Genomic DNA, 13,717 nt, shown 5'->3' on the forward strand with positions numbered 1-13,717 from the left:
CCTGATCCGATCGGGTCAGGGATTGTCGCTGAATTTTACCGCCGTTCGTCGCAAGCCGGAGGGCGGATCTTTCGGCGTCTTTGCTTTAGCAATCTTCATCGTCCGCGCCCGGCATGCCAATCGGTCTCCTTCCCAGCTGCGAATCGACCATGATCTTCCCAAGAGCACCCACCAGCGCGTTCTTCGCCGAGGAACGGGTTGGAGCCCGCATTCATGCGGTCTTCAGCGTTGTGAGGAGACCGGCTTTCAAGGGTTGCCTTTGGCCTTTTTTCGCTTTGCCATTTCCATTACAATGTCAAACGCCAACCAGGCACGGCGTCATGAGAATCTCCTTACCATTTTCGTTCCTCGCCTTTTCCTTCTTCGCGCTCGTCTTTCTCTTGCCCCGCGCGGAGGTATCCGGTAATCCCGAGACCATCCTTTCCGACGACACAGATTTGCCCGAGGAAACCGACGCGCCGGTCCGCTGGCTGTTCGAACCGGATCCGGTCGCTGACTCCCCCTACCGGGTCGCGATCGGCGACACGGAGTTCCCGCTCTACCCGGCCGGACACCTGCATCCGGCCTACTACGCACGCTTTCAAGTGAAGAAATCGTTCACTTTCGAGATCGACGTCGATCTGCCGGACAACACCCGGATCGTCCTCCTGCCAACCCGTTACCAGGACGACCTCTCCATCGACGAAGGCCGCCTTTCCCTCCGGATCGACGGCCCGGGACAACGGGTCCTCATGATGGACCCCGTCGACGGCGACCGCCATTCCCCGCTCATCCTGCTCGCCGAAGCCGACCGCGATTGGGGGCCGGAGATCGAGGGTCGCGAGGTTTTCGACGTCTCGCCCTTGGCCGACCACCCTTCCGGCGACGCGGTCACCGAGGAACTCCAAGCGGTGCTCAATGCCTGCTCGGCCCGCGACGACGGGGGCTTGGTGATTTTCGGACCAGGCACTTACCGGACGTCCCCGCTGATGGTCGGGAGCAACACCGAGATCTTCCTCGCCCCCGGGGCTTTAGTTTACGCCGACACCTCCGACTGGCCCGACCGTTGGGGAGCCGTATTCAGATTCTGGAACGCCGAGAACAGCGGCCTCTCCGGTCCGGGCGTGATCGACGGCCGCGGCCACCTGATCCGGGGGGCCGGCCACGAACGTTCCGGTCGGGTCGTTCACTTTCGCCATGGGAAGCGCCTCTTCGCCCGCGACGTCATGATGCGCGACGCCGCCGGATGGGTCTTCCACGTGATCCATTGCGACGACATCGAAATCGATGGGATCCGGATCGTCGCCGATTGGGGAGTGCCGAACACCGACGGAATCGATCCCGATCACGCGCGCGACGTCCGCATTTCGAACGTCTTCGTTTACTCCGGCGACGACGCGATCGTGGTGAAAGCGACCAGCCCCGCCCACACCGCGCGCCCGAGCACGAGAATCGTCGTCCGCGACTCCGTAGTGATGAGCCTCAAGACCGCCTTGAAAATCGGCACCGAAAGCCGACGCGACATCCGCGACATCCTTTTCGAAAACATCGACGTGATCCACTCCTCGCGTGGCATCGGCCTCTGGATGCGCGACGGCCACGCTTTCTCCAACATCGTCTTCCGCGACATCCGGATGGACCTTCACGAATTCGAGGGCGAATCGATGAGCGGCGAACCGTTTCGGATCACCATCCGCGATCGGACGGGCACGGGCTCGATCCAAAACGTCGTCATCGAGAACGTCGAAGTCACGGCTCCCTATCGGGCCATCATCAGCGGTTGGGACGACGGCTGGATCGAAGATCTGGTCCTGCGCGCCATCCATTGGACCGTCCGGCCGGCCCGGATCAAAACGAGTCCCCTTCGCCCCGGCGCCCCCGACGGAGCCCGTCCGGAAGACCTGCATCGGGTGATCCAGGTGAGAGGACGCCCACTGTGGACGGTCAACCGGACCCGCGACTTGCTGCTGGAGAACGTCACCATCGATTGGACCGCCGCCCCCGACTCATGGGATCGTTTCCTCGACCGGCAGGAGACCAGCGACCTTCGATTCGAAAACCTCCGCCACATCGCCTATCCGTTCGACCAATGAGGCGGAGTCCGCGTCATTGGGCTTGCCCCGGGCGGACGGCCGGACGAAGGTTGGTTTCGCGTCCATCGATCCTATGTCCCGCCCGACCAAACGGCCCTCCGGCCTCGAAAAAGTAAGCCAAAAGGAAATCGCCGGCCGACTCGGCATGCACCAGTCGACCGTCTCCTACATCTTGGCCGGAAAACGCCTCGACCGCTACAGCGAGGAAACCAAGCGAAAGGTCCGCGAGCTCGCGGCGCAATTGGAATACCGCCCGAGCCGGAGCGCCAGATTGCTGCGGGGGGAAGGCAGCCGGATGATCGGGGTCCTCGAATTCGACACCCGCAGCGCGATGGCCCGGCGCTCCCTCCGGGGCGTCTGCGATCAGATCGCCAAGCGCGGTTACACCCCCCTCACGCTCGACGCCAACTGGTTCACCTTCGGCTCCGAATCGGTCTGCGACATCCTCTTCGAACAACGGGTCGAAGGGGTGGTCCTCGTCGGTTTCGGCGACGATTTTGCCCGGAAGGAACTCGTCCGCCTCCGCGAATCGGGCATTCCGCTGGCGGTTTGCATGGGATTGAAAGTCCCCGGCGTCTTCCAAGTCGATGTCGACCGTCGGGCCGCCTTCGCGGAGTTGACCCGCCTCGCCCTCGCCGACGGCGCCCGCCACCCGTGCTTCCTCGGACGAACCGTCACCACCCTGCGCCAAGTCGAAAAAACCGCTTGGGACGAGGCCAGCGGAGGGTTCAAAACCGCCGCCGTCGCCGCCGGAATCGCGCGACCAGTGATCCACATGTTAACCGGTCCCACCGAACGTCCCACCGATTTCCCCGCTTCCGGGCGCCTCGGGATGGAAGCCCTGATGAGCCGGAAACAACCGCCCGACGCGGTCATCTGTTACAACGACCTGATGGCGATCGGGGCCATGGGAATCTGTCAAAAACTCGGCCACCGGGTTCCCGAAGACGTCGGCATCTACGGCTTCGGGGAAGAGGAAATCAGCAGCCACCTCTATCCCTCGCTGACCACGATGAAGGTCCGCGAAGACCTCTTAGCGGAACAAGTCGTCTCCCATCTCTTCGAAGCGATCGAAACCAACACCCCCCTCCCCGACCGCCAACTCGTCGTCGGCGACGCCTGGGAAATCCTCCCCCGCGCCTCCTCCTGCGTCGGCCAACCGGCTTGAACGAATTAGTGTCCATTCGTGTTCATTAGTGGTTAAAATCCCGGTTCCGAAGCCGGAATCCCGCTTCACCAGAAATCCTCTTGACTCGACCCCGTGGACATACGAATGTTCTATACATACGAATGTTCACGCTTTTTCGGAAAAACGGCTTATGAGTTTAAAAGGAAGTTGCGCCATCATCGGTTACGGGGAAACGGAGTTCGCCAAGGGCAAGAACTCCGCCGGACGGTCGAATTACGGGGAACAGTGCGGAGCCGCGATCCGGGCCATCGCCGACGCCGGGATCCATAAGGACGAGATCGACGGCTTGATCGCGATCACGCCGATGGACCAACCTTCGAGTTGGTCGAGTGATTTCGCGGAATACCTGCAGTTGAAACCGAAGTTTCTCGACAGCATGTATTTCGGGGGAGGTTCCGGGACCGCCGCGGTCCTCTACTCCGCCGCCGCGATCCAGGCAGGACTGTGCAAGACCGTCCTGCTGGTCGGCGGCTCGCTGATGGATCCGTCACAAAGTTTCGAATACGGTTTGGAAAACACAGTTCCGTTCGAACGCGACTTCGACACGGTCTTCGGCCCGATGTTGGACAACGCCGCCTACGCCTTGATCAAGCAGCGTTACAAACACGAGTTCAACGCCCGCGAAGAGGAGTTCGCCAAGATCGTGGTGAACGCCCGCTTCCATGCCTCCCAATTCCCCAACGCCTTGCTTAAAGACCGGTTGACGATCCAGCAGGTGTTGGAGAGCCGGATGATCTGCAACCCGACCCGGATTTTCGAAATCGTGATGCCTTGCACCGGCGCGAGCGCCTTGATCCTCACATCCGCCAACCGGGCCAAGGACGCCAGGCAACGTCCGGTTTATCTGCTCGGCGGCGGCCAGAGCATCGACCGGGGCATGTGGACCCCCGCCTACGGGCGGGATCGCTCGCTAACGACCTCCCCGATCAAGGCCGCCGCCAAAGATGCGTTCGAGATGTCGGGGTTGACGGTCCGCGACATGGATTTCGCCCAACTCTACGATTGCTACACGATCACCCTGATGATCGCCCTCGAAGACATCGGCCTCTGCGCCAAGGGCGAGGGAGCCGACTACGTGGCCAACACCGACCTCACTTTCCGCGGCGAAATGCCGGTCAACACCGACGGGGGCCAACTCGGCCGGGGCCAACCTTACGGGGCCTGTCACTTCATGCACACCATCGAGGCCGCCCGCCAGTTGATGGGCCGGGCCGACAATCTGCAGGTCGAAGGCGCCCGCTTCGGCGTCGTCAACGGAAACGGCGGCGCGATGTCCAACGAATGCACGCTGATCTTCGGCAACGAAATCCCTTGATCCAACTTACCAAACCGAGATTCGACCATGTCCGAACCATCCACTTACAAGAAACCGTTGCCCCAGATTCTTCCCGAGACCGCCGGATTCTGGGAAGCCGCCAAACGCCATGAATTGGCCATCCAACAGTGCGTCTCCTGCGGCGAGAAGATTTTCTTCCCCCGCCTCGTCTGCCCCCACTGTTTCTCTTCCGACACGAAATGGACGTCGGCCAGCGGACGGGGCGAGGTTTACACCTTCACCATCATCCATCGGCCCCTCTACGACAGTTTCGCGGAGGACGTGCCCTACGTTTACGCCATCATCGAACTCGAAGAAGGGGTCCGGATGATTTCCAACGTGATCAACATCCCGCCCGAGAAGGTCAAAATCGGCCTGAAGGTCAAGGCGATCTTCGACGACGTAACTCCCGAGATCAGTCTGCCGAAATTCGAACCGGCCTGATCTCCTCCCCCGCAACCGACTCGACAATCAACTTCACAATAATCAGATCATGGATACACTCACCAAAGACTCCGAGGCCTTGTTCCTCGAGAACATGCACTATTTCCTGAACCCGCGGGCGGTCGCGATCATCGGCGTCTCCCGCAACCCCGATAGTTTCGGCTACCCGCTGGTCGAGGTGGCCCAACGCTACGGCTACGCGGGCAAACTCTACCTGATCAACCCGAACGCCGACAGAATCCTCGGGCTCAAATGCTACCCGAGCTTGCTCGACGTCCCGGACGAAGTCGACACCGCCTTGATCATGGTGCCGAAGAAACTGGCCACCTCCGCGATCGAGGATTGCATCGAAAAAGGGGTCAAGGGAATCGTGATCATCACCGCCGGTTTCGCCGAGCACGGCGAGGAAGGAAAACAACACCAGGACGAACTGGTCGCGAAAGCCACCGCCAAAGGGATTCGTATCATCGGACCCAATACGCTCGGTTTCTACAGCGCCCGCTCCGACCTCGATTTGATGATGTCGGGCTTCATCAGCCGGGGCCACACCGCCCTGGTCACCCAGAGCGGAAACCTCACCATGTCGCTCACCTTCCCCGGGGGCGAGCGCGGCCTCGGCTTCGATTACGTGGTCGACCTCGGCAACCAGGCCGATCTCCAGGCCCACGACTTGATCCGCTACTTCCGGAGCGACTCCGGGACCAACGCCATCGCGGTCCACATCGAGGGACTCCGCGAGGGACGGAAATTCCTCCAGGAAGTCCGCCAAACCGTCCCGGTAAAGCCGGTGGTGGTTTTCAAAAGCGGTCGCACCGAGACCGGAGCCCGGGTGGTTTCGAGCCACACCGCCTCGATCGCCGGCAACGATGAAACCTACAAGGCCGCCTTCGCCCAGTCGGGCGCGATCCAGGTCGAGAGTTTCGCCGAGTTCAACTCCGTCCTTCTCGCCTTCAAACAAAAGAAGGAGGCCAAGGGCAACCGGGTCTGCATCATTTCCGAAGGTGGCGGCGACTGCGCGGTGACCAGCGACGCCTGCGTGCAAAAGGGACTGGTCGTTCCCGAGCTTTCGGCGACGAGCCAGGAAAAGCTGAGTAAATTCGTTCCCCGCAATGGATCGGTCCTCAACCCGATCGATTTGGCCGGCTGGGAAAACGTCGTCGAAGCGACCGAGATCGCGATGGAGGACGACTCGATCGACGGCGTGATCATCGTCGGCGGTTTCGCCGGTTTCTACTACATCAGTCCGCGCGACTACGACAAGGAGGAGAAACATGTCGCCCGGATGTGCGAGCTTCTCGCCCGCACCACGAAGCCGGTCTTGATCTACTCCTATTTCGGCTACCGCGAGGGCGTTTTCCTGGAGCAACTGCGCAAAAACAACATCCCCGTTTTCCTCGATCACCACGACGCGGTCAACGCAATGGCCGCCTTGGTCCGCTACAACGAGGTCAAGCAACGGATGAGCGGCCGCGATTTCGTCGCCGCCCTGCCTCCCGCCGAACCGGCGGCCGAGAGCGGTTCTCCCACCGGCGCTCCCGACAGCTTGCTGGAACCGGAAGCGAAGCTCCTCTTGAAAAACTACGACCTCCCCTTCCCCGAGGAGAAGCTGGTGAAAACTCCCGAGGAGGCCGCCGCCTTCGCCGACTCGATCGCCTATCCCGTCGTGGCGAAGATCGTATCCAAGGATATTCTACACAAATCCGACGCCGGTTGCGTGAAACTAAACCTCGCCGACGCGAACGCCGTGAAGCACGCGTGCGAAACCATTCTCACGAACGCCAAAACCTACGACGCCGACGCCGACATCGCCGGGTTGCTCGTCACCAAGATGAACACCGAGGCGGGCGTGGAAGTGATCATCGGAGGATTGAACGATCCGATCTTCGGGCCGTCGATCATGTTCGGCATCGGCGGCATCTTCGTCGAGGTGTTGAAGGATGTCTCCTTCCGCATTTGCCCGATCGACGAAACCGACGCCGACGAAATGATCCGGGAGATCAAAGGATACCCGCTCTTGACCGGCGCCCGCGGGGCAGCCCACGCGGACCTCGACGCGATCAAACAGGCGTTGATGAACGTCTCCCGACTCTTGATCGAAAACCCTCACATCGCCGAAGTCGACCTGAACCCCGTCAAAGTCCATCCCAAGGGACTCTCCGTCCTGGACGCCCGGATGATCAAGGCTGCCGGCAAATAACCCACGACAATAAGACGCATGAAAACTATCGGACTTTACGGAAAAAAGAATCTCACCATCGAAGCCCGGGAAATGGAGCTCGAGGCTCCGGGCTTCAACGACGTCATCATCAAAATCCATGCCTGCGGGGTCTGCGGCACCGATCTCAACTTCCTCAAACAATGGGAGGATGATCCGATGCCGCTCGGCCACGAACTTTCGGCCGAAGTGGTCGAAATCGGTCAAGGCGTCACCACTCTCAAACCGGGCGACTCCGTGGTGGTGGAAGACTGCACCATGTGCGGCGTCTGCAAAGATTGCAAAGGGGGACGGTCGGACCTTTGCCAGAACATGTTCACCCTCGACGGACAGTCGGGGATGGGACAATACATGCGCCTCCGCTACAACAGCCTGGTCCCGTTCAAAGATATCGACTACAAAGAAGCGTGCTTGGCGGAGCCGCTCGCCGTCTGCATGAATTCGGTGATCAGCTCGGATATTCCGCTCAACGGCTCCGTCGCCGTGCTCGGCTGCGGACCGCTGGGATTGATGACCGCGAAGGTCGCGAAACTCAACGGAGCCGGTTTCGTCGCGATTTCCGAGAACGACGCCAGCAGCGTCCGCGGCAAGGCCCGCGTCGAGCTCGCCTACCGCATGGGGGTCGACCGGGTCATCGATACCGCGACCGAAGACATCGAGGAGGTCATCAAAAAGGAGGCTCCCGGCGGCGTTGATCGCGTCATCGTCAGTTCCCCTCCCGAGAGCATCTACGACGCGCTGAAGATCATTCGCTACGGAGGCATCATCACCTTCTTCGGACTCCACTTCGGCGGACGAAACAAGATCGAAGTCGACGTGAACGATCTCGTTTTCCGCAAGATCACCTTGCGCCCGTTCTTCGCCGAACCGGCGGTGAACTTCAGTCTCTCGCTCGACCTGATCAAGAAGGGCCTTGTCCCGGTGAAGGATCTCGTCACGCACACTTTCCTGCACGGTGAAGCCAAAGAATTTCTCGGGAAGATCATCGACGGAACGGAGCCGGTCGTCAAAGCGGTGATGCTGCCCAACGGCTGAACCCTCTATCGTATCCAATATGCGAATCGACAATCACACCCACGTCGGGTTCGACCCCCTGTTCTACTACCAGGGCTGGTCTCCGTATGCGCTTCCCTTGTCCCATTTGATCCTGGAAAGCGAAAACACAGGTATCGACATTCTGATTACCTTTCCATTTGTCTCCTACACCGCGCTCGATTTGGAGGCCCTCAAGCAGAAGAAGATCGAGCTTCCCGCCGCGTCCGGGTCGGTACCCTACGCCTTCGAAAACTGGCGGCTGTGCGAGGAGTTGCGGACGAGTCCGCCGGAATGGCGAGAAAAGGTCTGGCCGTTCATTATCACCGACCCGGCCCGCAAGCCGCAGGAACAAGTCGCCGAGTGGGGCAAATTGCCGAAGGATTATCGATTCCGCGGAATCAAGATCCAAGGAACGATTATCCAATCCAAAATCCTATCCCTGCTCGACGTCGGCTCCTGCATCCTGGACTACGCCGAAGAACACAACCTCCCCCTCCTGATCCATTCCAGCATCCGCAAGGAAGACGAGTGGTCGCAATGCGCCGACATCATCCGGGTGGCGGAAGCGCGGCCGGGAGTCCGTTTCGTGTTGGCCCATTCCTGTCGATTCCACCTGCCGAGCCTGCAACGGGTCGCGGAACTCGACAACGCCTGGTTCGACATCTCCGCCTTCGTGATCCACTGCCAATGCGCCGCCCAAAACCATCCGGCGGTCGCGGTTCCCGAAGAACGGTTCCAAACCGACTACACCTCTCCCGAAACCGTCCTCCGCGATCTTGCCGAAGCGTATCCGAACAAACTCATCTGGGGAACCGACTCACCGTTTCATTCGATTCAATACGAACACGTCCGAATGACCAGTTCCTACCGCCGCGAAGTCGCCTGCCTCGACGCCCTCCCGAAGGACGTCCAGGAACGCGTCAGCTATAAGAACACGATGGCCTGGCTCGGGACGGAAGGTCAACGTAGGGGATAGCAAACAGCTCCCGAATTCCGAATACCACATACTTGTGGTATCGAATCCGCCCTTGAATCCTCTATGGTTTTTGCTCGGTGCCACTCGACGCCGATCACTGTTCAGGATGCGCTCAGAAATTACTCTGTCTCCTTCCGATTAATAAAAGACCCCCACCTGAATCTCCTGAAGGTTGAACGCAAATGGATTTCCATACATAGGATTCCGCCGGATAATCACATCATTGAATTCATTGTCCTTTAGTGGAAATCGACTTGGGATAGGTATGGAAAAATAGTGCGTTGGAGAAGGCCAAGGCGCCGGATTCTTCGGATCGCCGACCGCAATCAGGTCGGCCGGGCCAGATTGGTCGATGGGACCGTTCCATAACGACGTTCCATTCACAATAATTTCAAGACTCAGCTTTTCCGAATCGAATTCCGGTGATCCGCGCAATCCCAAACGAAAGTACCAATCACCTTCCGTTTCTCCTTGAAGGCGGTCAGTCACATACAAACGAGAATAGTGGCGAGCATCTTCCTGTTCGAACATGCCCCCGTCCCACGAATTCGTCCACACCGTACCATCTGCACGAAACTCCGCAGGCAATCGTTTCACATACTCCAATCTCCCTTCGTAGGGTCTGGCGTGAACCGGCGTCACCGCAAAAATCTTGTTAACTCGACTGGTATCCGCATCTCGACGCAAGCTCCCAGCCAACGATTCAAGCCTTCGTGCACCCGTGGCGTTCGCGACTAGTCCGGCGAAGTTATATAGTTCCACGCCATCGACACCCATACTGAAATATCCCCGGGCGGCACCCAGTATCTGAGCATCCTCTGCCACGACTCCAAGCCTGTAACTTGACAGGGTTTTAAAATCCTCCGGAAATGTCCATCCACGAGGCTTGCGGGCGGATAATCCTGCGAAAACCGCGACTCCTTCGTCCGTAATGTCGTTCGGCTTCGCCAAGGCAATCCATGGTCGAATATCCATATCATGGGGCACGGTCATGATGTTAGATGGAACAATATAGTGAACGTTTCGTTCGCGGATCTGCTCCGCCACATCCAGTCCTTGGAGACGACCGACTTCATCATCCCACGGAACCCGAATTCCAAAATATAGAGGGTTCGCGTCCTTTGACAGAGCGCCGATTTTTTCTCTCACCTCCCGCAGAAATGAAGTTACGATATGAATATTCGACGCACCGTCTCCAAAAGGAAACAGGGCCACTGACCGGTTAAACTCTATCTCAAATCCATCAATCGTATCCTTGTATCGATCGAGAGCCTCAAAAATGATCGCACGGCGATGGGATCGGACCGACGGATTGGAGAAATTCATCAATGTATCGAAGCGTTGATATCCTGGCACCGGAGATTTTCCATCATGTTTTATCGCGATCGCATCTTCCAAGAAGGAACCAAACTCACGTTGCAGGTAAAATTCATCAGTGAGCGGATAATTGGCCGGATCCACGGTAAAATGCGTATCGGCGATTCGATAGGAAATGATAAATCTCATTCCTCTTTCCCTCGCTCTTTCTGCAGCTACTCTGACTGGGTCAACATCAGCCTCAAACATTCTCCGCGCGGTCCAGGCACGGCCTCGCAGGTCCTTATATTTCGCCCAGACCTCGTCCGGAAGCGCCCAATCGCTATCATCAATCCGCCAATCCCGAGAACTTCCCACTTCGGACGGCCAATTCAAAACGTCCGTGCCAAGCCCCATTTTCAGGGTCTCAAATCCCGCGTCAGCGATTGTATCGACCTCCCGAATGATTATTGCTACCGCCTCTGCCGGGGGAAGCCCATAGTTCGGTCCATCATCCAAAGGCCCCGGGGGAAACAAGCGGTCGCCGTCGGAATGCAAGGTTACTCCGAATTCTGAAACAGGGACAGGATGCTGCCCCTTGCCTTCCTGGAAGCCGGTGGAAGCAAATCTCGGCGAGGAACTTTCACGAGCAGAATCCATCCTGGAATTGACCCCGCTCGAAACGACCGTCAGACCATCGACCGGCATGTAGAACCGGTTGACAGCCAGCGACAACACAAGGGCCAAAACAATTGCGATGATCCCAAATGGTAATAACTTCATCTCTTACTCTTTGCGTTCATCAAGCAGGCTCGTTGAGCTGGGCGAGAAGGCATCCTTCGCCTATTGGTTTCGCCGAACACGCAGGCGAATAAAGCGACGATCCGACCCATCTTCATCCTCATCTTCGCACACAGTAACAAGCATGCGTCCATTTTCCTCTACGACTTCCACTGTCTCGCCCCCTTCCTGCCATTCCTCCAGGTCCTTCGACAGCTCGACAAAAACGTCGACATCCTCCGCCGGTCGCTGCACGAAGGAGAGACAAAGGCGTCCTTGCACATAGTCTCCATACGGCAACAGGTCAGGGTGCGAAGTATACGCATTCTCCAGAGGGGAAATGCCGAAAACATACTTCAAGAGGTTGGATATTCCATCGCCGGCCGGGCTCGCGTGCTCGCCGCTCATGGTTTCATCAGCCAGTTCCGCGGAACTGAAATTCACCTTTCTCCAAGCTTCGAATGATTCGATTTCGGGAGAGGGATCCACGGTGATCGTTACCGCACCGATCCAGTGTGCATCCTGGTTGGTCCATGGCTGGGGTGGTGTGACATCGAACACACAAAGGAAAACGCCCTCGCCAATCGGAGCGACGGCTGTGTAGCCGCTCGTTAAAAACGACCCATAGGGAACTTCCTCGGTCCAACTCCGTCCGCCATCAAAACTGGCCTTTGCCGCATGTCCCCACCGAGGGTAGGCGAGACCGCCATAACTCAAAAAAAGAATGCCTCCACTTTGTTCAAGACGGGGTTGCACCCCGCGCGCCTGCTGCATAGGAACGGCTCGGCTCCAGGTTTCCCCGGCATCCTCGGAATAGGCGATAATCAATGGGGCGTTAGGCGGGCCCATTCCGAAGAACCTGTCTGCCGGTAGATCGAGGACGTTGGGGTAGATTCCATCGCCGCTGACCGTGTAATTGAGGTCTCGAAAGACCTCCTGTGGGGGTCCGACCCGATCAGGGGTCAGGCGGCCGTCGTCGAGGGTCGTTCGCATTACGGAGACCAAATGCCCGTTCCCAAGATCCGCCAGTGTCGGTTCTACCGGCCCATGCAGCGGCCATCCGGAGTCGAAGAGCCGGCCATCGGGATCGTCGATCGTATCAAGTGCAGCGACTTGGGAAAGGTATTCCCAATTCACGCCGCCATCCACCGAGCGGCTAAGGACAGTCCGGAAGGGGCGCTTTGTGCCCTCGCGATATTGACTTTGCATGACCGCCAGCAGCGTTCCATCGGCCAGCTGACGAATCTGCCAGAAATAATGGTTCAAATCGGCATCAAAATCTTCGGGAGCAAGGTACAACCGGCCATCCGTCATCGCCGCCCCAAAACTCCCCCCCAGGTCGGTCGAGATCCAACGCGTGGTTCGATACCAGCCCGGCTCATCCTCAAGATTCACTGCATTGTGATGCATTCGCAAAACACGTCCATCGTTCAATTCCACCGTATTCAACAAAGCGAAGCTGCTCGTGTGACGCCGCCACCATTCCCCGCCGTCGAACGAACGAAGGGTTTGAAATCCATCGCGTTGCCCGGACAGGAGGATGGATCCGTCCGAGAAATAGGCCATAAGGGGTGAGCGGGCTCCTCGAATCAACACGCGCGTCTCTCCAACGGTAATCTTCGCCTGCTGCCGCAGATAGTCGCGGTCGGGCGTGAAAGAGAAACCAGGCTCGCGAACGACGCCGTCGTCCGGCGGCGGGCCTGCGGACGATGGTGCCACGGCTCCGCCATCGTAGACACGCAAGGAAGCGAGATACCAGTCGGCCGCGACCGACCCGGATATATCCCCGAACCAAATGCGTCCTCGGTCGAGGTCCCGGCCCGTTACCGGCGAGGAAAGATCTACTTTTTCCCCGTTGATATAGAGTGTGATCGCGTCACCCTTCACCGTGATCGTATAGGTGTTCATACCTTCCGGAACGAGGATTTCCTGACTGGAAGAGATGCCGGTCAAACGTACGATTTTCTGACCTGCGGCGTTTACCCCCAAACCAAACAGGTACCAGCGGGCGATTCCTGAAGCCTTCTCGTCGAAGCTTACCTGGGCCGCGGAAACATTGCCTGCCGTGGTGGCGGCGGAAAGCCTGGCCCTCATCTCGATGGTATAGCCTTTCACAGAATCGAGTTCCACCAACCCCATGATCGGAAGTCCCAGGTAGTAGGAGCCCGAAGCCCCATCGATTGAATTCATTCGCAACCCGTCGGCCGTCAGTTCGACCAGACCCGGCTCGGCGTGCCGGGTAAATGCCGCGCTGCTTCCGTCGCTGAAAAGGATCGCGTCGGGGTCGTCCGGCAGGACCGATCCTGTATAGCTGAGGCTCCATTGAAACGTCTCCTCATACTGCACCGCCAAAGCAGGAAGCGCCACGATACCCAGGCCGAGAACAAGGCTGAGC

Annotated in this window: 9 protein-coding genes; 7 read left to right on the forward strand and 2 right to left on the reverse strand. The window is 58.7% G+C overall.

Translation table 11 applies throughout. From position 1 onward, the window contains the following. Positions 1-320 precede the first annotated feature (320 nt). The 7 genes from ACWUI2_RS01840 (at position 321) to ACWUI2_RS01870 (ending at position 9,246) form a co-directional block, all read left to right on the forward strand. Complete coding sequence (locus tag ACWUI2_RS01840; RefSeq protein ID WP_486981157.1) at positions 321-2,072, forward strand: glycoside hydrolase family 28 protein; 1,752 nt, start codon at positions 321-323, stop codon at positions 2,070-2,072. 73 nt (positions 2,073-2,145) lie between these two features. Beyond that, entirely contained in the window at positions 2,146-3,240 is a 1,095-nt protein-coding gene (locus ACWUI2_RS01845) for a LacI family DNA-binding transcriptional regulator (protein ID WP_486981158.1), read from the forward strand. 151 nt (positions 3,241-3,391) lie between these two features. Next, entirely contained in the window at positions 3,392-4,576 is a 1,185-nt protein-coding gene (locus ACWUI2_RS01850) for a thiolase family protein (protein ID WP_486981159.1), read from the forward strand. 27 nt (positions 4,577-4,603) lie between these two features. Next, positions 4,604-5,020 carry a Zn-ribbon domain-containing OB-fold protein gene (locus ACWUI2_RS01855; RefSeq protein ID WP_486981160.1) on the forward strand — a complete coding sequence of 139 codons (417 nt, stop codon included), beginning with the start codon at positions 4,604-4,606 and terminating at the stop codon, positions 5,018-5,020. Positions 5,021-5,069: 49 nt separating this feature from the next. Then, a complete protein-coding gene (locus ACWUI2_RS01860) occupies positions 5,070-7,217 on the forward strand; it encodes an acetate--CoA ligase family protein (protein ID WP_486981161.1) in 2,148 nt (715 codons plus the stop codon). Positions 7,218-7,235: 18 nt separating this feature from the next. After that, a complete protein-coding gene (locus tag ACWUI2_RS01865; RefSeq protein ID WP_486981162.1) occupies positions 7,236-8,270 on the forward strand; it encodes a zinc-dependent alcohol dehydrogenase in 1,035 nt (344 codons plus the stop codon). Positions 8,271-8,289: 19 nt separating this feature from the next. Further along, positions 8,290-9,246, forward strand: coding sequence for an amidohydrolase family protein (locus ACWUI2_RS01870; RefSeq protein ID WP_486981163.1), 957 nt, complete (start codon positions 8,290-8,292; stop codon positions 9,244-9,246). A gap of 138 nt (positions 9,247-9,384) precedes the next feature. Here the strand turns inward: ACWUI2_RS01870 and ACWUI2_RS01875 are convergent, their stop codons facing one another. Both ACWUI2_RS01875 and ACWUI2_RS01880 read right to left on the reverse strand, forming a co-directional pair. After that, the gene (locus tag ACWUI2_RS01875; protein WP_486981164.1) at positions 9,385-11,325 is read right to left on the reverse strand and encodes a hypothetical protein; all 1,941 of its coding nucleotides are present in this window, start codon (positions 11,323-11,325) and stop codon (positions 9,385-9,387) included. Between the two features lie 60 nt (positions 11,326-11,385). Then, positions 11,386-13,689, reverse strand: a complete 2,304-nt coding sequence (locus tag ACWUI2_RS01880; protein ID WP_486981165.1) for a sialidase family protein — start codon at positions 13,687-13,689, stop codon at positions 11,386-11,388. Between the last annotated feature and the right edge of the window lie 28 nt (positions 13,690-13,717).

It is taken from the genome of Verruconatronum alginivorum (assembly GCF_056590205.1).